Origin of the sequence: Sphingomonas pollutisoli, from assembly GCF_029167165.1 — a bacterium.
GTDB lineage: Bacteria > Pseudomonadota > Alphaproteobacteria > Sphingomonadales > Sphingomonadaceae > Sphingomonas > Sphingomonas pollutisoli.
Map to the genome: position 1 here is coordinate 10,635 of NZ_JARFNJ010000004.1, position 24,156 is coordinate 34,790.

The window sequence follows — 24,156 nt, forward strand, 5'->3', positions numbered from 1 at the left end:
GAAAGCTGGGAATGATCCGTAGCCACCGCGATGTAACATACGGCTTAACTCCGAGCGGCGACGCCGGCATGATCTCGCCTCCACCGGATGTTAGCTTTATCTTTGCCAACCGCCTCCGAGTGCCTTGAACACGGTCACCAGCAAATCCGTACGCTGTGCGCGAGATTGGGCGACCGCCGCCTGCGCCTCGATCAGCGTCTGTTCGCTCAGCAACAGATCGAGCTGGCTGGCGGCACCAGCGTCGCGGCGGCCACGCGCCAGGTCCAACGCCTGGCGCGCACTTGCCTCGGCTGCGTCCAGCTCGCGCGCACGGTCGAGCGCGGCGGCGTAACGCGCGAGCGCCTGTTCGACTTCCTTCAGCGCGGTGACGACCGCACCGTCGAAGCGCGCAACTGCGGCGCGGTCCTCGGCACGCGCCGCCTGCAAGCGCGCGCGCGCCGCGCCAAGATTAGGAAAGGACCAACTGACGAACGGGCCAATGCCGAAGCTGGTCGATGCACGCGTACCGAGGCTGACCCCTGCGGGGGCCGCGGTCGACACCGATCCGAGCAGGCTGATCCGCGGCAACAGATCCGCCTCGGCGACCCCGATCCGGGCACTCGCGGCGGCGAGGCGACGCTCGGCGAGCCGCACGTCCGGGCGGCGACGCAACAGCGCGGCGCCGTCGCCGACCGGTAGCGCCTGGCGCAGTTCGGGGGGCTTTCGGCAAACCTCCGCCTCGCGCGGCGCGGCGTCGGGTGTCCTACCGAGCATCGCGGCGAGCGCGAACAGCGCGGCGCGACGCTCGCCCTCCAGCGGCGGGATCGCGGCACGCGTCTGTGCGAGCAATGTCGTCGTGCGCACGGCGTCGAAGCGCGCAGCGCCGCCGGCGGCGAATCCGCGCGAGACGATCGCCTGCTGCTCCAGCGCGACGTCGGCGGAGCGGTTGGCGACATCGACCTGATATGCGGCGGCGCAGGCCGAAACATAGGCGCGGATCGTCTCGGACGCGACGAGCACGCGCACCGCGTCACGCTCGGCGGCGGCGGCATCCGCGTCGGCGCGCGCGGCTTCGACCGAGCGCCGAATACGGCCGAACAGATCGACCTCATACGCAACATCCCCGCCGAACGCGTCGGTCCAGTCGGTCTTCGCCTCGCGGCCGAGCGCGCCGGCGATCTGGGTCTGCGTGCTGGTGCGGCCGTAGCTCGTGCCGGCGGACTCGCTCGTCATCGGCAGCCGCGCCGCGCGCGTTCCGGCCAGAGCGGCGCGCGCCGCGTCGAGATTGGCTTCGGCCGCGCGCAGATCGGTGTTTGCCGCGAACGCCGCCGCGACCAGCCGGTCGAGGACCGGATCATCGTACAACGTCCACCATGCGTCGGGCAGCGGCGTCGCTGCCCCTGGGGCACCAATGAAATTGCGGCTCGCGCCGGCGGCAAGCTCGGGCGGCCGGTAATCCGGCCCCGTCGTGCAGCCTCCCAGCGCCAGCGTAGCGGCGAGGACGAGACGGCGCATCATGACACCTTGCGCCAGAAGGAAAAGCGGAACGGCCGGTACGACGCCGCGCTTGCCGGCGCGCGATCGAGCAGCAACATCGCACCCACTGCGGCAAAGGCGACCAGGCCGATCAGCAGGAATCCGTCGACCACCGATTGCAACTCCGCTGCCTGACGCACCGCGCCGCCCAGCAGCGCATAGGATCGCGCGCCGCCCTCCCCGCCCGAGCGGCTCGTCAGCAGCGCCGCATATTCCTGCAGACGAATCGCGACATTGTCGGCGCCACGCACGACATGCTCGCCGATCTGGCTGGAGGCATATTGCTCGCGCACCCGCACCAAGGTGGCGGTGAAGGCCAGCCCGATCTCGCCTCCCATCAGCCGCGCGGTCTGGATCATCGCGCCGAAGGTCAACGCCGATTCGGGCTTCATATGCTGCACCGAGGTGAAGACCACCCCGCTCAGTGCCAACGTCTGCCCGAGCGCCTGCAGCAACTGGGTCGACAGGAACTGGTGCGGCCCCCATTGCGGTGTCAGGGTCTGCGAGACGATCCAGCACGCCACGCCGACCGCGATCAGTCCGGTACAAGCGGTCCAGCGCGAATCCATCCGCCGCAGCAACAGCGCGGCCACCGGCGCCGCAATCAACTGCGGTATCGCGATCCAGACCAGCGCCTGACCGACCTCCAGACTGCGATAGCCGCGTACCGAGATCAAAAATTGGGGGATGAGGAACGCGGTGGAGAGGATGGTCAGCCGCAAGACCAGCACCATCAGCAGCAGGACGGGCAACGGCCAGCGCAGCGCCCCCTTGGGATCGAACCAACCGCTCGGCGTCGTCACCACGTGCGCCACCGCCGCCAGTAACAGGATGCCCCCGGACGCGAGCAAACCCACAATCGTGCCCGACGCGAACCAGTCCAGCCGGTTGCCTTGATCGAGGGCCGCATAGATCAGCGCGAGCCCGACCGCCGCCGTCATCACGCCGAACAGGTCTGGGCGTCTCGGGATGCGGGGCGCCGGCGCGCGTGGCAACCCGAAATAGAGGCACGCCACCATCGCCAGGGCGAGCGGAACACTCTGCCAGAAGATGAACCGCCAACTGAGATGGTCGATATACCAGCCCTCGAGCGAGGCCGAGATGTTGAGCGACAGTTCGAGATTGAGCGCATAGACGACGATGCCATAGGCCCAATATTTCGGCGCGATCGAGCGCAACACCACTGGCAGCGTCAAGGGGATGAAAGTCCCCGACCCGACGCCGGCGAGGAATTGCAGCACGAGCAACGGTTCGAGCGACCCCGAAAAGGGGATCAGCGTGGAGGCGAGCGCGAACAGCGCCGCGCCGTAGAGGAGAACGTGACGCGGGCCATAGACCCCGCCCGCCCAGATCGCGATCGGGGTGACGAGCATCTGGCCGGACGTTTGCGCGGTGGTGATCCAGGCGCCATCGTCGAACCCGGCGTGCACCGCCCCGCGGATATCGGCGAGGCCGAAGGTGGAGAGCCGGCCGGTCAGCGTCGAGATGAACGCGCCGAACAGTACCGCCGTGATCCCCAGCCACGGCTTCGGCGGGTTGCTCGCCATCAGTGGACCCCGGTATCGATCGTCGCCGCCACCGACATGCCGGGGCGAAGCAGACCCGCGATCGACGCGGGATCGTCGATCACGATCTTCACCGCGAGGCGCTGCACGATCTTGGTGAAGTTGCCGGTGGCGTTGTCGGGCGGCAGCAAGGCGAATTGCGATCCGGCGCCCGGCGCGTAACCGCTGACATGGCCCCGGATGACATGGCCCGGATACGCATCGACAGTGATCGTCGCGGGCTGCCCCGGCCGCACATAGGTCATCTGGGTCTCTTTAAAGTTCGCGATCACCCAGACGCGCGGCAGCGGCATCAGCGTGGTGAGCTGCGCGCCGACCGCGACATATTGCCCCGGCCGCACCTGCCGCTGGCCGAGCACGCCGTCCTGCGGCGCGACGATGCGGGTGTGCCGCAGGGTGATTCGCGCGAGCTCGGCGGCGGCACGCGCGGCGGCAAGCGAGGCGCGCGCCTGCGCGATCTGCGCGGAAAGCACGCCCGATTGACGGATCGCCGCGTCTTTCAGGGCCGTATCGCGCTGCACCTGTGCGGCGGCGGAGGCGCTGGTCGCGTCGGCGGCTTCGCGCTGGTCTTCGGAACCCGATCCATCGCGTAGCAGCGTCCGCTGGCGCGTAGCCGCCTGTCGCGCGCGCAGCGCCAGCGCGTTGGAGGCCTGTACCGAAGCGCCGGCGGCGGCGATATTCGCGCGTTGCAATGCCTGCTGTGCGACGAGATTGCCGATCGCGGCCTCGGCGACCGCGACATTGGCGCGGGCCTGATCGTAGCTCGCGCGGTAATCGTCGTCGTCGATCTGTACGAGCACTTGCCCCGTGCGGACCCTCTCGAAATCCTGCGCCGGCACCGCGCGTACATAACCGGCGACCCGCGCGCCGATCGGGGTCAGATCCGATTGCAGATAGGCGTCGATCGTCTCCTGATAGCGTCGCGCGCCGATCCACCGATCCCAGGACGTGATGCAGAGGATCAACACGATCGCCGCGAGCGCGAATGCGCCGAAGCCGATCAGCGTGGATATCCACCGCCGCCGACGCGTGGTCGGAGCGCCCTCGGTAGGGGGCGCGGGCGGAGACTGAGCGGTCGTCGCCATATCGTGTCTGCTTTCCCCCTCACGACGGACGCGTCGTGCTGGCCCTACCCCTGCCGTCTTGCACACCCCGCGACCGATTTGCATAATCCGCACATCGCCAGCCGATGCGTCAAGCCATGAACGCGCCCAGCTTGCGACCGTAATCGACGATCGCCCGGCCGTTCCGCAGGCGCGCCTGCTGATAGGCCTGCAACGCCGGCTCGACCGAATGCTTAGCGAGCGCCGATGCGAGCGCCAGCGCGTCACCCGCCGCCTTGGCGACACCCATTGCGGTATGCGGTCGCGCCACGAAGGCGCTGTCGCCGACCAGGGCGAGCCGGCCGCGTATCATCTGCGGCGCTTCATAGTCGAAGATCGCCTGAACGAACGGGTTCGGCTCGGCGAGGAGCGCGGTGCGGAACTGCGGCGGCAGCAAGGTCGCGCTGTCCTGCCGCAGCCGCGCGCGGGCTTCATCGGTGAGTTGCCCGGGCGCGAGCGAAAACGGATGCGCGCGCCCCGCCCTATCGGTGAGTGTCGCCGCGAGATCGTCGGCGCGGCGATACCACACCCAATTGTAGCGCCGCCGACCGATGTCGAGTTCGCCGGCCGGACCCGGCACGACATAGCCGAGCGCCTGCGTGCGATCCGCAGTGTAGAAGGCGAACCGATCGAGCAGAATGTCCGCCACCGGCTCCGGCAGCGCGGATTCGGCGATGATCCCGCGCCAAGCGACATAGCCGGTGTAGCGCGCGTGCTGTTCCATGCCGATCACCGCCCCGCGCACGGCGGAGCCGACGCCGTCCGCTCCGATCACCAGATCGGCGGTCTCCCGGCTGCCGTCTTCGAACTCCAGCCACGCCGCGCCGTTCCCCTGCCCGGCGCCCGCAACCAGGCGTCCCAGCGTGTAATCGCGTTCGCCAAGCAGATCGCGCAGGCCGCTATAGAGGTGGTCCCACGAAATCTGCATCTGCGGCGTGGCGACGCGTCCGGCGACGCTCCCGTCGAGATCGAGGAAAATTCGCTCGCGCGCGACCACACCGACCGCCGCGAGATGATCGAGCCCCAGCGCGCGTAGCGCGGTGAAAACCTCTTCCTGCGGGACCAGCCCGGCACCGCGCCCGGCAAGCCCGCCGCGCGACCGCTCGAAGACGATAACCTCATGTCCGGCCCGCCGCAGCAGCCCGGCGGCGAACAGACCCGCTAGCGAGCCACCGGCGATCACGATCCGCATGGATCAGGCCCGCGCGCGCAGGCTGCCGACTTGCAGCGCCGCGGCGACCAGCGCGAACCCGCCGCCAAGCAGCACGACAGCGCTCCAACCGCCCTGGTTCCAACCGATCGTCGCCGCCGCCGAACCGGCCGCGCCGCCGAGGAACATAGCGCCCATGAAGATCGTGTTGAGCCGAGAGCGCGCCTCCGGCCGCAGCGCGTAGACGACGTGCTGGTTCGAGACGAGCGCGCTCTGCACCGCGAAATCGAGCAGGATGACGCCCGCGACCAGCCCCGCGATCGACGTCCACAGGCCGAATATCACCCATGACGCCAGCGTCAGCACCGCGCCGAGCGCGATCACCTGATGCGGCCCGCGCCGGTCGGCGATTCGCCCTGCGATCGGCGCCGCGAGGATGCCGACCGCGCCGACGACGCCGAACAGCCCGGCGACCTCAGCCCCCAACGCGAAGCGCGGTTCCTGCAACCGCAGCGCGAGAATTGTCCAGAACGCGCTGAACGCCCCGAACAGCAGCGATTGTGTCATCGCCGCCAGCCGCAACGCGCCGAACTCACGCCACAGATGGACAAGCGAGCGCAGCAACGCGCCGTAGCGCAAACCGCTATCGGGGTGGCTGCGCGGCAGGCGCAGCGCCATCAGCCCGCAGGCGGCGAGCGCCATCGGCACGCCGAGCCAGAACATCGCCCGCCATCCCGAATGGGTCGCGACGAACCCGGCCAACGTGCGGCTGAGCAGGATGCCGCAGAGCAGCCCCGACATGACCACGCCGACCGTGGCGCCGCGCCGTTCGGGCGCGGAGAGGTGCGCGGCGAAAGGCACGATCTGTTGCGCGACGGTGGCCGCCGCGCCGACCAGCAATGAGGCCAGAATGACCAGACCGACCGTCGGCGCCGCCGCTGCCGCGACCAGCGCCAAGGCGAGAACGCCGAACTGGATCAGGATCAACCGTTTGCGCTCGACTAGGTCGCCGAGAGGCACCAGCAGGAACAGCCCGGCGGCATAGCCCAATTGGGTCGCAGTCGGGATCATGCCTGCGGCGGTGCCGGGGAAGTCGCGCTCGATGACGCCGAGCATCGGCTGGTTGTAATAGATGTTGGCGACGCCGATCCCCGTCGCCACCGCCATCGCCAGCGTGACGCCGTAGGTCAGCGGTTTCGCCGCGGGTGCTTGCGTATCCACGGACACTCTGGTCGACATCACGAAACTCCTCGGAAGATCTTGCGCCCGATCTATTCACACGCCCTTGCCGAGCATAGCGATACGAAAGTTTGGGGGCGATCAGCCGGTGGGCCCGAGCGCGGTGAGCTTACCCGTCTCACGTTCTGCCGTGACCTCGATCCGATCGCGCAACAGGCGCCAGGCTCTTTAGCGGGTGAAGGCCATGCCGTAGCTTTCCTAGGAGACATGCGCGTCACCAAGAGCTCCCGCCGATGTCCGCGCCGGCGGGGCGACACTCACGGTCACGATGCCGGTCGCCCGTCGCTCGTGGGCGCCTCGCCCTCGGGATCATCGCTGCTCCAGCCGAGCCGTAGCGCGCCTCCCGGGTTGCCCGGCGTCGCACGGCCACCCCGATCAGCGATTCCTTCGGCGACCGCGCGGCGCTGCGCGGCTGTCCCCCCTTCGACCAGCAGCGCGCGCTTGCGGCGTGCCGTCGCCCAGGCGGATGCGGTCAGCGCCGCGTCGTCGATGACGCCTGCATCGAGCGCGATCGCGGGCAACGCGGCCTCGGCCGGCGGAACAAGGCGCACCGTCCACTGCGGCAGCGCACGTGCGGCCCGCGCCTCGAGCGCACGGTAGCCGGCGATCGACAATCCGGGCAGTGCCGCCGCCGTGGCGCTCAGCGTCGCCGCCGCGTCGTCCGTCTCGACCGCCGCCGGCTCGACACCCGCTATTAGCGCGAAGTCGGCCACGGCGCGCCGTTGACGCTCGGCATCGCTCGTCCCACCCGCATTCCCGGCTCGCGCGATCTGCGCCGCCTCGACCCCGCCCCCGCCTGACCCGACACTTAGCTGGTCGACATGTAGGTCGATCGGCCGCCCGAGCCGCTCGCGGAGGTCGGTCGCGAGGATACGATCCGCGGCAGGATCGAGCTTCGGTGTCAGGACGACGGCACGGATGCGGATGGGGTTGGCGGCATAGTCGATGTCGAGTTGCCCGAGGCGTGACGAATTCGCGAAGCGTTCGCTGATCGTCTCGCGGACCTGGCGCTGCGCCACGGCCTCGAACGCGATCTGGCGCAGCGCCGCGCCGAGTGGCACGGATAACAGACCCAAAGCGGCGACGAACAGGACGAGCTGCCATCCGGTATGCTGCGGCGAGAGGTGGCTGCCGAACCCATAGGCGCGCGCCACGAGAGCAGCAGTGAGCGCGATCGTGATCGCATTTGTGACGAAGAGCAGTAGCGCGCCAGCGAACACCGTCCAGTTGAGCGTGGCGATGCCAAAGCCCACCACCACCAGCGGCGGCATCAGTGCGATCGCGATTGCTACGCCGACGACCGTACCGCCACGCCCGCGTATCAACGCATAGGCGCCCGCCACGGCCGACAGAAGCGCGACCAGCAGGTCGAACAAAGTGGGTCGGGTCCGCCCGGCGATTTCGCTGGTGATCGTCTGGATCGGCGAGAGCGTGACGAACACGACCGACAGCGCCACGGCCAGCAGCGCGCCGGCGAGCAGAGCGGTGGCCGCCCGGCGAATCTCGTGCGTGTCGACCGTCGCGATGCCGAAGCCGAGCCCGATGATCGGCATCATCAACGGCGACAACAGCATCGCGCCGATAAGCACCGCCACCGACGGCATCAGCAGCCCAAGCAGCGATATCGCGGCCGAGATCACGATGAGGAAGGCGTAGCGGCCAGACCAGCCCGAATCCTCCGCGATCTGGCGCAGCACCGCCTCGTGATCGACACCGCCGACCACCCAGAGCGTCCACCAACGGCTCACCCGTCCTCGATCGTGCCGTATCGTCTGTGCCATGTGGTCTCCACGCTTACTCTCCGGGAGACACCTGCTAGGCCAACCGATCACGAAGGGCGAGCCGCCACCGCGTCGCGTCAGGGTTTCTTGCAGCGCCCGAGCCCCAGGAGTGTCGTGCGCAAGGCTTCGGCCAAGGGCGTGGCCGGCACTTCGCCGAGGAAGTTCCGCAGCTTTCCATCCACGAGCCGCAGCGGGCTGCGCCAGATATACGTCATCTCGCGCATTTCACGAGCGGTTTCGTTGAACGGCGCGAGAAGATGCACCAGCGGCCACGGAAATGGATAGATCGGTATGCGCGGGCGCCCGGCGGCCGTCCGGATCGCCTCGGCGAAATCGCGGTTGTCCTCCACCCAGGTGCCGCCGAACTGAAAGCTGTCGAAGTCGGCGAGTTCGTCGCGCCGTTCAAGCAGGCGCGCCATCGTTTCCGCCAAGTCGGGCAGATAGGCCCACGCATGACCCGTACCTGCCCGCGCAGGGTTGAATATTCGCTTCAGCGGACCCGCTGTCGGCACCATGCCCTGCGCGAACCAGGTATTGCCGCTGCGCGGTCCGTAGAAATCGCCGGCGCGGACCACGAGGGCTTTCGCGCCGCGCGCGGTCGCCTGCTCCAAACGGCGCTCCATCTCGGCCCGGATGCGCCCCTTGCGCGTCAGCGGGTTTTGCGGCGCGTGCTCATCCACCGCGTCGCCCGCGTCCGGACCGTAATTGTACACCGTGCCGGGCAGGAGTACGCGCGCCTCGTTCCGCACCGCTGCGGCGATCGTATTGTCGAGCATCGGCAGAACCAGCCCGCTCCAATTGCGATAGCCCGGCGGATTCACCGCGTGGACGATCACGCGAATGCCGGCGGCCGCCCGCTGGACCGACGCCTGATCCATCGCGTCACCTGCGGTCCAGTGCAGGTCGGGGTTGCTCTGCGACGCGCGGGACGGGTCGCGATGGAGCGCCCGTACCTCCCAACCCCGTGCGTGCAACGCGCGCGCGACCTCGCCACCGATCCCGCCCGTCGCGCCGATCACCAGAGCCTTGTTCACCGCTACCGTCATGTCTCACCTCCTCGATGTCACGAGTGAGATGAACGGTCTGATGCCAATCGGAAATTGTGGATAGGGGCATAGCTGCTATACATTTTTGCATGAATATACATGGCCCAGGCTGGGAATTGTGGCGGACCTTCGACGCGGTTATCCGCGAGGGCAGCTTGTCGAGTGCCGCCCGCGCACTTGGTCTCACCCAGCCGACCGCAGGCCGGCATATCGCCGAACTCGAAGCCCAATTGAGTGCGGGCGCGCTGTTCACCCGTTCGGCACGAGGGCTTCACGCCACCGAGACGGCACGGGCACTGGCACCACATGCGGCCGCGATGGCAGCCGCCGCCGCGGCGTTGATCCGTACCGCCTCCGCGCCCGCGAACGCCGCAGCGGGGGTCGTACGCATCAGCGCGAGCGAGGTTGTCGGGGTCGAAGTGTTACCGCCGATCTTAGCCACGCTGCATGCCGCTCACCCCGGGCTCGCGCTTGAGCTACTGCTCACCAACACGACATCCGATCTGCTGCGGCGTGATGCCGACATCGCGGTCCGGATGACACAGCCCAAGCAACAGGCGCTGCTCGCGAAATCGACCGGCCGTATTCGCCTAGGCTTCTACGCACATCGCGATTACCTCGCTCGCTCCGCCCCGATCGAAAATGCCGCGGATCTCGCTTCGCATGCCCTGATCGGGTTCGACCGCGACGCGGCTTCGCTGCGCGCGATCAACGCGGTCTGGCCCGATCTGCCGGGCTTCGCGTTGCGTACCGACAACCAGTTGGCCCAGGTCGCGGCGGTGCGCGCCGGCTTCGGCATCGGCGTGGTACAAGACCCGATCGCCCGCCGTGATCCGGCGCTTTTCCCGGTGCTGCGGGATACGTTCATCGCTCACCTTCCCGTGTGGGTCGTCATGCACGAGGACTTGCGATCGACGCACCGCATGCGGATCGTGTTCGACGCGTTGGTCAAGGGCATGACCGCGCACGCCCTGGCAAGCGAAGGTTGAGCGACCCACCCGCCTTCATTCGGCGGACGGCGGATGTGCGCCAGCGCCGAGCGATATCGCCGTCGCCACCAGGCTTGCGACCGACGTCGCGCCCAGCTTGCGCATGATCCGGGCGCGATGGATTTCGACGGTGCGGTGGCTGATGCCGAGCTCGCCTCCGATCGCCTTATTGGTGAGGCCGGCCAATATGCCGACCAACACCTCGCGCTCACGGGGCGAGAGACGATCCAGGGAGGGAGGATCGGAGCCCCGCGCCGGGTCGGGCGCCGGATCTTCCGCAGCGGACATCAATCGCCACCGGCGGACCGCACGGTCAGGTTCGCCACCGTGTTGACGAGCGCATACTCCTTGAACGGCTTTTCGAGGAAGGCGCTGAACCCCGCCTCCGAGGCGGCACGCCGCAACTCCTCCGTCGGGAAAGCGGTTATGAGAATCGCAGGCCCCCGCCACCCGAGATTTCTCAGAGTACCGAGGACGTTGATTCCGTTTCTGTCACCCAGAAGATAATCGATGACGAGGCACACCGCCACGGTCAATTCTTCGTCCAGCAGCATCGGATCGGCCGCGGCGTAAGCGCGAACGTCGAAGCCGCGCCCCTGAAGCAGAAGTTGCATCGACCGGCGCATCCCAGCATCGTCCTCCACGACAAGAATTCGCGGTCGCTTGCTGCTTTGCACACCCTGAATCATGGTCACCTACGCCATCCTTTCGCCTGTCGCGAATGGATGCCCGGCGCCGCCCGGTGGGTCGCTACGTATTGATCCTAAGCATCACGCGCCCATGCCAGCGGCGAAGGCGATGCGCAGGGCGTCGGAAAGGCTGCGTACTTCCAACTTGGTCATCACGTTGGCGCGGTGAACCTCGACGGTTCGTGGCGAAATTCCGAGATCGAAGGCAATCGTCTTGTTGGGTAGCCCCTGCGCCAGCCCCCCCAGCACATCGCGTTCTCTTGGGGTGAGGACGCCGAGAAGCACGTCCGCCTCTTCGGCCCTCGCGACAGCAGCATCCGCCCTGGCGATCCGATCGAAGGCAGATTCAACCGCGGCGAGAAGCGCTGCTTTGTCGAAGGGTTTTTCGAGGAAATCGACGGCACCCGCTTTCATGGCGCGAACGGCGATTCCGATATCGCCGTGGCCCGTCATGATAACGACCGGCATCGTCACCCCCCGTTCGGCGAGGATCTGCTGCACCTCGAGACCGTCGATCTCCGGCATGCGGATGTCGAGGAGTATGCAGCCATGCTCCACGTGCTTCACGTCCTTGAGGAAGGCCGCGCCCGTGCTCCAGGCGGTCACGGCATAGCCGCTCGTCTTGAGCGCGAAGCTGGTCGATCGCCGCATCGATTCGTCGTCTTCGACAATATGTACGAGTTTATTGCTCACCATGTTCGTCCTCCATTTCAGCGAGCGGCAGCGTGAAATGAAAGCAGGTTCCCCCGCCTTCGCCGGGTTCCATCCAGATACGCCCCTCATTTGCTTCGATAATCGTGCGGCAGATCGAGAGGCCGAGACCCATCCCGTCCTGCTTGGTGCTGACAAATGCGGTGAAAAGCTGGTTCGCGATCTCCGGCGCCACGCCCGGCCCGGTATCCATCACGGTGACCCGCGCGAAACCCGCCCGGTCAAGGCGGCTTGTCACGGTAACCCGCCGCTCGTCCTGATCTTTCATCGCCTCGCAAGCATTGCGGATGAGGTTGATGAGAACCTGCTGGATCTGGACCCGGTCGACGAAGACCGGCGAGGCATAGGGATCGAGATCGAAACGCGCTTCGATGCCGCGCTCGCGCGCACCGATAAGCCCAAGCACCGAAGCCTCGTTGATGAGCGCCGGCAACCGTTCGACCGTCCGCGCGACCTCACCACGCGCGACGAACTCCCGCAGGCGGCGCACGATGTCGCCGGCGCGCAGCGCATCCTTGGCGGCGTCGCCCAGCGCTTCGATCAGCATGGGCAATTCGGCGGGATCGAGATCGACCAGACGATCGCGCACCGCCTCGACATAATTGGCGATCGCGCCGATCGGCTGGTTGAGTTCATGGGCGAGAGTCGATGCCATTGACCCCATCGCGCTCACCCGGGAAACGTGGATCAACTCGGACCGCAAATCCTCGAGCCGTGCCTCGGTGTGGCGTCGTTCGGTCAGATCGCGAACGAAGCCGGTGAAGATGCGCTGATCGCCGGTGCTTGCTTCGCCAATCGACAACTCCATGGGGAAACTCGAACCGTCCTTGCGGGCGGCGAAGACCACCCGCCCCTTTCCAATGATCCGCTTCTCGCCGGTCTCGAGATAGCGCGCGATATAGCTGTCATGCCGCTCGCGATCGGGCGACGGCATCAGCATGCTCACGTTGCGACCGACCGTCTCCTCCTCGCTATAGCCGAACAGCGCCTGCGCCGCCGCGCTGAACGACAAAATCACGCCATGATCGTTGATCACGACCATCGCGTCGGGCACGGTCGAGAGGATCGAACTCAAATGGTCCTCGCGGGCGCGGATCGTGTTTTCCGCCGCGCGCTTGTCGGTGATGTCGGAGACGATCTTGGCGAAGCCGCGCAGCTCGCCGGCCTCATCCACGAGCGCGGTGGTCGATACCGCCGCAAGGAACTCGCGACCGTCCTTGCGCAAACGCCAGTCCTCTTCCTCGAATCTGCCCTCCTCCCGTGCCCGTGCGAGATCCGCTTCGGGTTTGCCGATCGCGCGGGCATCGGGCGGGTAGAAGAGCGATGCGTGTTTACCCAGAACCTCGGCTTCGCTCCACCCCTTCAGCCGTTCGGCGCCCTCGTTCCAGATCGTCACATGCCCCGTCGTGTCGAGCATATAGATCGCGTGCCCATGCGCACCGTCGATCAGGAGATTGAGTTCCTCGATCACCTGCCGCGCCTCACGAGAACGCGCATCCGCCTTCGCGTCGCTCACGCTCGCGCGTCTCCGCGCCCGGTTCATCAGGTGGCCGAGCGCGATGATACCAGCGGCCACCACCAGGAAGGTCGCTGCCTCGACGATATCCGCGGCGTTGAGCCTTCCGAAACCCGAGAAGTACCAGCCAAAGCCCAGCGACATGATTGCGGCCAACACGGCCGGGACCGGCCCGCAAGCCAAGACCGTGGCCAAGATCGCGAGCACGAAGGGAAGATACGCCGCCCGATCACCAAGCACCGGTTCGAGCGCGGCGCGGGCGGCGGCGGCGACAAGCACGCCGATGATCGCGACGCCAAACCCAGACCACCGTGAACTTCCCCACCCCGGCATACCGAATGCGGCCTCCGTCCGCGCGATCAGCCGGTCCGCAGCGGAAAGGGACTCATTCTCGCGCCTGAAACTGCTTTCACTATAGAAGCTTTTTGCCCGGAACGACATCGTCTCGATCTCCGCTCCTTACGCATTGTTCCGTAAGGGTCTGCCGGTCTGGCTATCGGCGGCGGGGGTGAGCCGACATCGGGGAATCTACGAATGCTCACCGGCGGGCCGGTCGGACATTTTGGCGAGAGGCCAACGACGGCCCGACCAATCAAACGAGGCGCAACCATGTCGATCCGTAATCTCTCGCCGCTGTCGGACGCGAAGAGCGTCGCTGTCATCGGCGGATCGGCAAGGCCACACAGCCTGGGCGCGATCGTGCTCGACAACATCGTCCGCGGCGGTTTCAACGGCACGATATACGCCGTCAATCCGCACCGCTTCGATCAACCGGGCGTCGGTTGGTGCGCCACAATCGCGGATCTTCCCGAGGTGCCGGATCTGGCGGTGGTGGCGACGCCTGCGGAGAGCGTACCGGGCATCATCGAACAGCTTGGTGAGAAAGGAACGCGATGCGCCATCGTGCTGTCTGCCGGTCTGAACCAGGCAAACGGGCTGAAGCAGGCGATGCTCGATGCGGCGCGGTCCCATTGCCTGCGCATCGTCGGACCGAACTGCCTCGGCTTCGTCGCGCCGCGCCTCAAGCTCAACGCGACCTTCGCGCGAACCAAGGCTTCCGAGGGCGGGCTGGCGCTGCTGTCGCAAAGCGGCGCGCTCGTCACAGCGGTGCTCGACTGGGCGCAGGCGCGCTCGATCGGTTTCTCGGCGGTCGCATCGGTGGGGGACATGGCCGATGTCGATCTCGGCGATCTCATCGACCTTTACGCGACCGATCCCGCGACCAAGGCGATCCTGCTTTACGTCGAAGGCGTCACCAACACCGCGAAATTCATGTCGGCGGCGGCCGCTGCTGCGCGGATAAAGCCGGTCATCGCGATCAAGGCCGGCAAATCGGCCGCCGCGGCGAAAGCGACGATGTCGCATACCGGAGCCTTGGCCGGCAGCTATGATGTCTACCGTGCAGCCTTAAAACGTGCGGGCATCGTCCTCGTCGAGACGCTCACCGAATTGTTCGACGCCGCCGAGATCCTGTGCCTTGCCGCCGAGCCGCGCGGCGGACGGCTGGGCATCGTGACCAATGGCGGTGGTGCTGGCATTCTCGCGGTCGACTCGCTGCAGGGTGCCGGCGCGATCCTTGCGCCGCTCCGCGCCGAAACGCTCGGCGCGCTTGATGGGGTTCTTCCGTCCACATGGTCTCACGCCAATCCCGTCGATGTCATTGGGGATGCGCCCCCGGATCGATACCGCGAAGCCGTTTCCGCGCTCTTGCGCGATGAGACGGTCGACGGCCTGATCGTCATGAATTGTCCCACCGGACAGAATGAAGCATCGGCGATCGCGGAAGCCGTTTGCGAGGTGGTCGCCATCGCGCGCGGCGCACGTATCGACAAACCCGTTCTCGGCTGTTGGCTGGGCGACAGCAACGCAGCGGCGGTCGAGACCTTGCTGCTCGACGCCGGCATCCCCGTGTATACCACGCCGGACGATGCCGTCCGGGCGTTCGGCTATCTGCTCGCCAGCCGCGAGGCCCGGCTCGCGCTTACCGATCGGCCGGTCGAAACACGCGAGCGGTCCTTCGACACGACCGAGGCGAAACGGATCGTCGCGGCGGCGCGGGCCGACAAGCGCGAGACCCTGAACCAGATGGAGGCTCAGGCGCTGCTCGCCGCCTACGGCATCGCGGTGGTCCCGACCCGCTTCGCCGCCGCTGTCGAAACCGTGGAGGACGCTTGTGGCTGGCTGAAGCCGCCTTTCGCGGTGAAGATCTCCTCGCCCGATATCGTTCACAAGTCGGAAGCGGGCGGCGTGGTCCTTGGCCTACATGACCGAAAGGCCGCCGCGGCCGCCGCTTGCGCGATGGAAACGCACATACGCAGCGTGCATCCCGAGGCGCGGATCGACGGCTATATCGTCGAGGAAATGGTGGTGCGGCATAATGCCCGCGAGATGATCGCCGGCATCGCGACCGATCCGACCTTCGGGCCGATCCTCCTCGTCGGGACGGGGGGAACCGCGGTCGAGATCATCGCCGACAAGGCGATCGCCCTGCCCCCGCTCGATCATGCGCAAGCTCTGGCGCTCATCAGTGAGACGCGCATGAGCAAGCTGCTCGACGCCTATCGCAACGTGCCCGCCGCCAAGCGCGAGGCCGTGGCCGACGTGCTCGATGCCTTGTCGGCGATGACGGTCGATTTCCCCGATATCGTCGAACTCGACATCAACCCGCTGCTGGTCGATCCCGACGGCGCCGTCGCGCTCGACGCACGCGTGCGGATCACGGCGCAGGCGCCTGCGGGTTCGAACCTGGTCATCCGCCCCGCGCCGATGGAATGGGCATCCTCGCTGGTGACACAGTCGGGCCTCGCCTTTTATGTCCGGCCCGTGCGCGGCGACGACGAACCGCTTTTGGCCGCCTTCTTCGAGCATGTCTCGCCAGAAGATCTGCGCTTCCGCTTCCTGAGCACCGTCGCCCATGTTGAGCATGCGCGGCTCGCGGCGATGACGCGGGTTGATTACCGCCGCACGATCACGTTCCTGGCGTTCGACGCCGCCCGTGAGAACGTGATCGCCACGGCCATGCTGGCGGCCGATCCCGACCGGACCCGTGCCGAGGTGGCGCTTGCAACCCGCGCGGACATGAAGGGCCGGGGCGTGAGCTGGACGCTGCTCGAATATGTCTTGCGCTATGCCAAGGCGGAAGGGATCGGCAGCGTCGAGGCGATCGAATGCGCCGACCACGAGGCGGCGCTGCGCATGGAGCGCGAAATGGGCTTCGCGACCGTCACGGACCCCGATGATCCCACGGTGCGGATCGTTCGTCGCGCGCTCGCTCCCGCCGATGCGGCGTGAACGACGTCCCTGCCGGCGATGGTCTCGCGCGTCTTCCGACGTTGCGGTTGTAGGCTTCAGCGATGATCGTCGCGCGCGCTGCCTCCTGATGCGCCGCTGGGATGTGGCACGCTTGGCGGGCGCTTCATCGCACCGCGCATCAATATCATTCCCGGAACCAGCGGCAGCCACAGGATGAGGAGCCGCAGGAGCATCGTGCCCGCGAATGCGGCTTCGAACGAAACGCCGAGCAGGCGCAGCGTCGCCGTCGATGTGGCTTCGAAGCTGCCGAGGCCAAGCGGAATCGGTCCCAGGGTCACGACGATCGATGCCATGATCAGCGCGATGAAGGACGTTCCGAACGATGCGTTGGTGCCCAACGCCCGCAGACAGGCGAACAGCGTTCCCGCATCGGCGAGGAAGATCAGCGCGTTGCATGCGGCGACGCGCGTTAGCAATGCGCGATCGCGCAGCAAGTCTCCCGGCGATTCCGCCACCGTGTCGAGAAGGCTGCGGACGACCCCGATCCTTTCCAGCCACGCGGGCAGCGGTTCGCTGCCACGGCTGCGCAGCCAGAGGGCAAGACCCGGAATGGCCAGCGCCACACAGAGAAACAGTGTCACGAGACCAGCCATCAACGGTGTCGCGCGATCGTTGAACCAGAGCAGCACCAGCATGATGATCGCGAACAGCGCATAAGCGGCATAGAAGCCGATCATCGAGATGATGAGCGCCGCGACGGCGGTGCCACGCTCGACGCCGATGCCGCGCAATTGATCGACCAACAGGACGTTGCCGCCCATGCCGGCGCTCGGGAGAGCCTGGTCGGCGAACAGCTTCGTGATCGCGATCCGGACCAGCGGCGCGAGCCGCTGCGGCGTGCCGGCGCGCCGCAGCACGGCGGCCCAGCCGGCGGCGACACTGACATAGGTCGAAAGCTGCAGCGCGAACGCCAGCCCCAGCCATCCTGGCCGTGCGCGCTCGACAAGCGCGGCGAAACCCTCGACCTCACCCCAGTGAAGGATGGCGCCGATCAGCGCCGCCGCCAGAACGAACCCGAAGAACCAGTTGCGCCAGCCGCCACCAGCGTAACGTTCACCCCGCGCGGACATGGCGCCCCGCCGCCCGAGCAGGTGAGATGTCGCCGGGCCGGTTCCAAAAGCTTTCGCGCACGAGCGGCTCCCACGGTTGGCTGCCGGCATCGCCTACGCGTCAGCCGCGTCGCGCGAACTTGGGAGTGCTACGTAGCATCACGGATTCGGCTCCGCCCAAGATTGGCGCACCTGAACGGCTTCACCAAGCGCGAGGAGCATGTGCGATGCGTCACCAAGGTGGGATATCCGTGTCCGGCAGCGAATATGCGCGCCGACCCGAAGGGATTAACGCATTTCTGGGATCCGTCTTCCTACAGATGGCGGCGAGCGTCGCCCTTTCGGCCGCAGCCGCGGCGCTCGTTCTGACGATCGGGCCATTGCAAAGCGCGTTGTTCGGACCATCCGGGTTGACGGCGGTGGGTTGGGTGGTGACGTTCGCGCCGCTTGCTCTGGTCATTATCATCGGCGCCGGCGCCGAACGTCTGTCGGGCGCCGCGGCGCGGGCGCTGCTCGCGCTGTACGCGATGTTATTCGGCCTGTCGGTCGGGGTTCTGTTCATCGGCCTCACCGGATCGAGCATCGTCGCGACCTTTCTCATCGCGGCGAGCGCTTTTGCCGTTCTCGGCACGATCGGCCTCACCACCCGACGCGATCTATCGGGCTTAGGCAGCTTCCTCACGATCGTGCTGGTCGGGCTCATCGTGGCCATGCTCGTCAATCTTTTCCTGCGTTCCGCGCGGCTAGACCTTGGCGTCGCCGCCGTCGGCGTGTTGCTCTTCGCCGGGCTGACCGCCTACGACACGCAGCGGCTCAAGCGCCTTTACGACGAGCGGATGCCGACCTCGGACAGCGCGACAACGAGCCTCGGCGCGCTCACGCTGTATCTCGACTTCCTCAACCTTTTCCTCTCGCTCCTGCGGTTCACGGGCCGACGCCGGTGAACATGATCGCCGATGATTTCTGGCGCCGGCCCGCCGAGGAGGTACTCGGCGGGCTCGACGCCACGATGGACGGCATATCGAGTGAAGAGGCGGCGCGGCGGCGCCAGGTGTTCGGCGCCAACCGCATCGTCGAGGCGAAGAAGCGTCATCTGCTCGGCGATATCGGTCGTCGGCTGGGAAACCCCTTGGTCGCCATCCTGCTGTTCGCCTCGGCAATCGCCGGCATGACCGGCGACCTCGTGAGCTTCGTGATCATCGTCGCGATGGTCCTGCTTTCGACCGGACTCGACATCGTTCAGGAGCGCCGCGCCGAAGCGACGGCCGAGGCGCTGAAACACTCGATCGCCCTGCGCGCGCTGGCTTTGCGCGACGGCAGGCCGCAGGAGATCCCGGTCGAGGATCTGGTGCCCGGCGACATCGTCACCGTCATGGCCGGAGATCTCGTTCCCGCCGACGGCATCGTACTCGCCGCGAATGCCTTGCAGGTGAACCAAGCCGCCCTGACCGGCGAGCCGTATCCGGTCGAGAAACGGGCAAAGGTCGAGGCCGGGGACGCGATCGGGGACGCACGCAATGTCCTTCTCCACGGCAGCTCGGTGATCGGCGGCACCGCGACGATGCTCGTCGTCGCGATCGGCTCGCACACACAGTTCGGACAGATCGCCAAGTCGCTCGTCGATGATCAGCCGCCCACCGCGTTCGAACGCGGTATCCACCGCCTCGGCATCCTCATCGTGCGGTTGACGATATTCCTCGTGCTGTTCGTGCTGGTCACGCACCTTGCGCTCGGTCGGCCGCCACTCGAATCCTTCCTGTTCGCAATGGCGCTGGCGGTCGGCCTCACCCCCGAATTGCTGCCGATGATCGTCACCGTCTCGCTCTCGCGTGGTGCGCAGCGCATGGCGAAGGCAAAGGTCATCGTGAAGCGGCTCTCCGCCATCCATGATTTCGGACAGATGGACGTGTTATGCACGGACAAAACCGGAACGCTCACCGAAGCCCATATCACCATGGTCGCCCATCCGGGTATCGACGGTGAGGATAACGAGCGGGTCGCCGAGCTCGCGGCGGTCAACGCCGCGTTCGAAACCGGCCTCAAGAGTCCGCTCGACGACGCGCTTCTCGCGCACGCCGCCGGTCACCCGCTCGACCGGTGGCGCAAACTGGACGAGCGGCCATTCGATTTCGAGCGTCGCCGCGTCTCGGTGCTCGCCGAGGCGGCGGGCGACAGGATCGAGATCGTCAAGGGCGCGCCTGAAACCGTGCTGGCCCTGTGCGACCACGCGGAGGACAGGGCCGGCAAGATCGTCGCGCTCGACGACGCGCTCCGCCGGCGGATCCAGACGCTGCACGACACGCACGCGGCCGCCGGACTGCGCATGCTGGGCGTCGCCTGGAAGAAAGCGGGGGGACGGACCAATATCGATACCGACGACGATGGCGGCCTCATCTTTTCGGGCTTGTGCGTGTTCGTCGATCCACCCAAGGCCAGCGCGACCGACGCCGTGGCCGCGCTGGCGGCGGCGGGTGTTCGGATCAAGGTGATCTCGGGTGACACCGCGATCGTCGTCCAGCACCTCGTCGACAGTCTCAAATTGCCGGTCGAGGGGTTGCTCTGCGGTGACGAGATCGCGCGGCTCGACGATACCGCGCTCGCCGCCCGGGTCGGCTCGGTCGATTTGTATGCGCGGGTGACACCCGATCAGAAGCTCAGGATCGTGCGCGCGCTTCAGGCGCGCGGCGCCACCGTCGGCTTCATGGGGGATGGGATCAACGACGCGCCCGCGATCCGGGCGGCGGATGTCGGCCTGTCCGTCGACGGCGCGACCGACGTCGCGCGCGAAGCCGCCGACATGATCCTCCTCGATCCCGACCTCGGCGTTCTGGCGGCCGGAGTGGAGGAAGGACGGCGCACCTATGCGAACATCATGAAGTACATCCGTATGGGGACGAGTTCGAACTTCGGGAATATGCTCACGATGGCGATCGCCTCCGTGTTCCTGCCGTTCCTGCCGCTCACCGCCGTGCAGGTTCTGCTCAACAACATGCTCTACGATCTCTCGCAGATCGGCATTCCCTTCGATCGCGCGGATGCGAGCGATCTGGCGCGACCGCGCGGCTGGGACATGGCGGCGCTGGTCCGCTTCACCTTCATCATGGGGCCGTTGTCGTCGGTGTTCGACATCGCGACCTTCGTGGCGCTGGTGAAGATCTTCCATGTCGACGTGGCGACGTTCCGGGCGGCCTGGTTCATCGAGTCGATGGCGACGCAGATACTTGTCGTCTTCGTCATTCGAACGGCGGCGCGGTTTTGGCGGGACCGGCCGCACCCCATGCTGACCGCGACAGCGCTCCTCTGCCTCGCGGTGGCGCTCGTTCTGCCGTATCTGCCGGTCGCCGCGCTGCTGGGCTTCAGCGGACCTAATATGGCCGTGCTGAGCATGATCGCGTTGCTGGTCCTCCTCTACCTGGCCGGTGCCGAGGCGCTGAAGCGCCTGGCGATCCCCGAGCGGGTTCGCCAGGCGTCTCTCACATAGCGAGCGCGCCCGTCTCGATCGATGCGATGCGACCGTCGAGCATCGCGATCCGAACATCGGCGGCTTCCGCGACCTTGGGGTCGTGCGTCACACACACCACGGCGCGGTTTTCCCGGTGGGCGAGCGACCTGAACGTCTCGACGACATTGGCCGCGTTCTTGCTGTCGAGGTTACCGGTCGGTTCGTCGCCGAGGATGATCTGAGGATCATTGGCAAGCGCCCGCGCGATCGCGACACGCTGGCGTTCGCCCCCCGAAAGCCGGTCCGGGGTCTTCCCTTCTTTGCCGGCGAGCCCGACCGCCGCGAGCAGCGTCCGCGCGCGCTCGCTCGCGTGCTGCGCGTCCAGCGCCCCCAGGCGTCGGATCGGCAGCAGCACGTTTTCGAGCGCGGTGAACTCTGGCAGCAGGAAGTGGAACTGGAAGACGAAGCCGAAATGCTGGAGGCGCAGCCGCGCCCGCGCGTCTCCGCCAAGCGGCGTCACATCCTCTCCATCGACGAGCAGGGCGCCGCTGGTGGGGCGATCGAGCAGGCCCAGCAGATAGAGCAGCGAGGACTTGCCGCATCCCGACGGCCCGATGATCGTCGTGAACCGGCCGCGCTCGACCGAAAAGGACGCGCCCGCGACGAGCGTGGCCGGCGGATCGCCATCCAGGGTCCGCACCATGTCGCGGGCTTCGAGCGCGATCACGCCGCACCGCGAAGGATATCGACGGGGTCGACCCGGGCCGCCTTGCGGGCGGGCAGCCAGGCGGCGACGATCCCGGCGAGCAGCGATGCCGCCGCCGCGATCAGATACTGACGGGCGCCGTGATCGAGCGGGAGATATTGTGTCTCGCCCGCGATCGGAAACCGCAACGATCCGAGCGCCGACATGAGGCCGAAGCCGAGCACCCAGCCCAGCACGATACCGATGACGGCGACGATCAGCCCCTCGATCACAAAGACGAGTTGTAGATCGCCTTGAGAAAAGCCGATTGAGCGCAGGATCGCTATGTCCCGGCGCTTGTCGGAGACGCTGGTGGACACCGCCGTGTAGATGCCGAAGCTCGCTACGAGCAGGATCGCCGAGACCACGGTGTACATGATGACGTTGCGCGTCACGAGCACCGCGAGGATGTCGGACGAGCGCTCCTGCCAGCTTTGCGCCTTGTAGCCGAAGCGCGCCTCGAGACGTTTGGCGACCGGATCGGCTGCGTAAGGATCACGAAGCTTGATCCCGATCCGGTTGATGATGAACGGCCGTTCGAGCAGCGACTGCGCCTCGCGCAGCAAGACGTAGCCCGACGTGTCGCCGATCGCGGTCTGCCCGCGCTTCATCAGCCCGACGATCCTGAGCGAGCGGGTCGCGCCCGATGCCGATGTCGCGGCGACGACGTCCCCCATGCCAACGCCGAGGCGCGCCGCGAGTTCTTCACCGACGACCAGACCGCCCTGTGTCGTTTCCAAATCGCGCAGATGCCCGGCGCGCAGATTGCTTTCCACGGTGCTGACCCGCGTCTCCTTCTCCGGGTCGATGCCGATCACGCCCAATGCCTCCTCATGTCCGCCGAGTTTCAGCGTGATGCCGCCGCTGAGGCTCGGCGACGCGATCGTGCCGGGCACGGCATCGGCGGAGGCGACGAGCGCCGGCCAGTCCTTGATCCCGCGCGCCTCGGTGCGGGTCTTGAAGTGGCGGAGAATCACGGCGCCTCGCGGAAAGACGATCGTTCCCGGCTGCGGACGCGGGCTGCGAATCTCGTCGGTCACCACGATATGCGGCGCGGCATCGATCAGGCGCGTGATGAAATCGTTCTGGCTGCCGACCATCAACGCCGACACGGCCAGGAAAAATCCCACGCCGACCGCGACGCCGAGGACCGCCACGACGCTCTGCCGCTTGCGCCCGGCGAGATGCTTGATCGCGATGTCGATGAGCAATGGCAGGCGGGCACCGATCATCGGGCCGACGCCGCAACGCGGGTGCCTTCCTGAACGCGCCCGCCCGGAGCGTCGATGACCCGCGCGTCCGGCGCAATACCGCGAACCTCGCTGGTGCCCGGCCCCTGAATGCCGATGCCGACATGCTGGCGGTGCGCGCGACCACCGATGACGAGCCACACGCCATCACCGTCGATCGCCGAGGCCGGCAGGAGCAGCGCATCCGCGACCGAACGCGTCACGATATTCACCTCGAGACTGAGGCCGAGTGGCAGGACGGTGCCGTCGTCGAGCAGGAGTCGCGCCCGAAAGGCACGCTGCTCCGAGTCGCCGGTCGGCGTGAGTTCGGCGACATGCGCGCGGATGACCCGTCCCGGCCAAGCATCCGAGGAAATCAGCGCGCGCTGGCCGACGTGCACGCGGGGGATGTCGCGCTCGTCGACCGTCGCCGTCACCCGCGCGCGCAGCGGATCGCCGAGCAGCATGAGCGTCCGCGTTGGAACGGCGAGTTCCCCTGGCTGAATATCCTGCTTGATGACGATGCCGTCGATCCCCGCCCGTACGACATTCTGGCCGAGCTTGGCGGCGGCCGTGCGTTCCGCGGCGCGCGCGGCCTCGCCATTGGCGACGGCCGCGTCGCGGTCCGCGCCGGTCGTCCAACCCTGGCCGAACAGCGTGACGATCCGCCGCTCCGCGAGGGTCGCGCCGACGCTCTGGGCGTGCGCCTGCGCATAGGTTTCGCGCAGGTCCGTGTCATCGAGCGTCAGAAGGGCTTGCCCTTTGCGGACTTTATCTCCCTCGCCCACCAGCACGGCCTTCACGGGCGCGGTAAACCGCGCGGCGACCGCGACGGGTTGCGTCGGTTCGACGAACCCGGTCGCGTAGACGAGTTCGACGGCGGGGCCGCGGTGCGGCGTGACAATCGTGACGCGGATGGGTCGAAACAAAAAATATGCGGCACCGATCAGCACCAAAGCCGCGAGGAGGACGCCAGCACCCAGCCAGAGGACGCGCGCGCGGGTCATGGCGCAGTGAAAACGCCGGAGAAAGGAACCGAATCGAAGGAAGGGCGCATGTCGGATTCGCCTTCCCG

19 protein-coding genes are annotated in these 24,156 nt (G+C 67.1%); 4 read left to right on the forward strand and 15 right to left on the reverse strand.

Annotated features, from left to right (window positions below; translation table 11 throughout):
- Positions 1–96: 96 nt before the first annotated feature.
- From PX554_RS09405 to PX554_RS09435, 7 genes are all read right to left on the reverse strand, one after another.
- Positions 97–1,494 carry an efflux transporter outer membrane subunit gene (locus tag PX554_RS09405; RefSeq protein ID WP_275501051.1) on the reverse strand — a complete coding sequence of 466 codons (1,398 nt, stop codon included), beginning with the start codon at positions 1,492–1,494 and terminating at the stop codon, positions 97–99.
- The gene (locus PX554_RS09410; RefSeq protein WP_093225985.1) at positions 1,494–3,062 is read right to left on the reverse strand and encodes an MFS transporter; all 1,569 of its coding nucleotides are present in this window, start codon (positions 3,060–3,062) and stop codon (positions 1,494–1,496) included. The genes PX554_RS09405 and PX554_RS09410 overlap by 1 nt, the downstream gene beginning before the upstream one ends.
- A complete protein-coding gene (locus PX554_RS09415) occupies positions 3,062–4,165 on the reverse strand; it encodes an HlyD family secretion protein (RefSeq protein WP_093225987.1) in 1,104 nt (367 codons plus the stop codon). Before PX554_RS09415 ends, PX554_RS09410 begins: the two co-directional genes overlap by 1 nt.
- Before the next feature lie 109 nt (positions 4,166–4,274).
- Positions 4,275–5,375 (reverse strand): FAD binding domain-containing protein, encoded by a 1,101-nt coding sequence (locus tag PX554_RS09420; RefSeq protein WP_093225989.1) that lies wholly within the window; start codon positions 5,373–5,375, stop codon positions 4,275–4,277.
- A gap of 3 nt (positions 5,376–5,378) precedes the next feature.
- Entirely contained in the window at positions 5,379–6,572 is a 1,194-nt protein-coding gene (locus tag PX554_RS09425; protein ID WP_093225990.1) for an MFS transporter, read from the reverse strand.
- Between the two features lie 263 nt (positions 6,573–6,835).
- Positions 6,836–8,353, reverse strand: a complete 1,518-nt coding sequence (locus tag PX554_RS09430; RefSeq protein ID WP_093225992.1) for a DUF389 domain-containing protein — start codon at positions 8,351–8,353, stop codon at positions 6,836–6,838.
- Between the two features lie 77 nt (positions 8,354–8,430).
- Positions 8,431–9,399 (reverse strand): NAD-dependent epimerase/dehydratase family protein, encoded by a 969-nt coding sequence (locus PX554_RS09435; protein WP_275501059.1) that lies wholly within the window; start codon positions 9,397–9,399, stop codon positions 8,431–8,433.
- Between the two features lie 89 nt (positions 9,400–9,488).
- Here PX554_RS09435 and PX554_RS09440 point away from each other — a divergent pair, with 89 nt between their 5' ends.
- The gene (locus tag PX554_RS09440) at positions 9,489–10,388 is read left to right on the forward strand and encodes a LysR family transcriptional regulator (RefSeq protein WP_093225995.1); all 900 of its coding nucleotides are present in this window, start codon (positions 9,489–9,491) and stop codon (positions 10,386–10,388) included.
- 15 nt (positions 10,389–10,403) lie between these two features.
- On the opposite strand, the gene PX554_RS09445 is transcribed toward PX554_RS09440, so the two are convergent.
- The 4 genes from PX554_RS09445 to PX554_RS09460 form a co-directional block, all read right to left on the reverse strand.
- Positions 10,404–10,676 (reverse strand): response regulator transcription factor, encoded by a 273-nt coding sequence (locus tag PX554_RS09445; RefSeq protein ID WP_093225996.1) that lies wholly within the window; start codon positions 10,674–10,676, stop codon positions 10,404–10,406.
- Entirely contained in the window at positions 10,676–11,077 is a 402-nt protein-coding gene (locus tag PX554_RS09450) for a response regulator (protein WP_093225997.1), read from the reverse strand. Before PX554_RS09450 ends, PX554_RS09445 begins: the two co-directional genes overlap by 1 nt.
- 81 nt (positions 11,078–11,158) lie before the next feature.
- Entirely contained in the window at positions 11,159–11,773 is a 615-nt protein-coding gene (locus PX554_RS09455) for a response regulator transcription factor (RefSeq protein ID WP_093225999.1), read from the reverse strand.
- Entirely contained in the window at positions 11,760–13,745 is a 1,986-nt protein-coding gene (locus tag PX554_RS09460) for a PAS domain S-box protein (protein WP_420833443.1), read from the reverse strand. The genes PX554_RS09455 and PX554_RS09460 overlap by 14 nt, the downstream gene beginning before the upstream one ends.
- A gap of 168 nt (positions 13,746–13,913) precedes the next feature.
- On the opposite strand from PX554_RS09460, the gene PX554_RS09465 reads away from it, so the two are divergent.
- Complete coding sequence (locus PX554_RS09465) at positions 13,914–16,595, forward strand: bifunctional acetate--CoA ligase family protein/GNAT family N-acetyltransferase (protein WP_275501062.1); 2,682 nt, start codon at positions 13,914–13,916, stop codon at positions 16,593–16,595.
- Between the two features lie 56 nt (positions 16,596–16,651).
- Here the strand turns inward: PX554_RS09465 and PX554_RS09470 are convergent, their stop codons facing one another.
- Positions 16,652–17,686, reverse strand: coding sequence for a lysylphosphatidylglycerol synthase transmembrane domain-containing protein (locus PX554_RS09470; protein WP_275501064.1), 1,035 nt, complete (start codon positions 17,684–17,686; stop codon positions 16,652–16,654).
- A gap of 299 nt (positions 17,687–17,985) precedes the next feature.
- On the opposite strand from PX554_RS09470, the gene PX554_RS09475 reads away from it, so the two are divergent.
- Complete coding sequence (locus PX554_RS09475; protein ID WP_420833444.1) at positions 17,986–18,609, forward strand: Bax inhibitor-1/YccA family protein; 624 nt, start codon at positions 17,986–17,988, stop codon at positions 18,607–18,609.
- A gap of 2 nt (positions 18,610–18,611) precedes the next feature.
- Entirely contained in the window at positions 18,612–21,146 is a 2,535-nt protein-coding gene (gene mgtA, locus PX554_RS09480; RefSeq protein WP_275501945.1) for a magnesium-translocating P-type ATPase, read from the forward strand.
- Here the strand turns inward: mgtA and PX554_RS09485 are convergent.
- Genes PX554_RS09485 through PX554_RS09495 form a run of 3 tightly spaced genes read right to left on the reverse strand, consistent with a single transcriptional unit; the run spans position 21,139 to position 24,088 of the window.
- The gene (locus PX554_RS09485) at positions 21,139–21,834 is read right to left on the reverse strand and encodes an ABC transporter ATP-binding protein (RefSeq protein ID WP_275501067.1); all 696 of its coding nucleotides are present in this window, start codon (positions 21,832–21,834) and stop codon (positions 21,139–21,141) included. The genes mgtA and PX554_RS09485 overlap by 8 nt on opposite strands.
- Positions 21,831–23,084 carry an ABC transporter permease gene (locus PX554_RS09490; RefSeq protein ID WP_275501069.1) on the reverse strand — a complete coding sequence of 418 codons (1,254 nt, stop codon included), beginning with the start codon at positions 23,082–23,084 and terminating at the stop codon, positions 21,831–21,833. Before PX554_RS09490 ends, PX554_RS09485 begins: the two co-directional genes overlap by 4 nt.
- A complete protein-coding gene (locus PX554_RS09495; RefSeq protein WP_275501072.1) occupies positions 23,081–24,088 on the reverse strand; it encodes an efflux RND transporter periplasmic adaptor subunit in 1,008 nt (335 codons plus the stop codon). Before PX554_RS09495 ends, PX554_RS09490 begins: the two co-directional genes overlap by 4 nt.
- Positions 24,089–24,156: the final 68 nt, after the last annotated feature.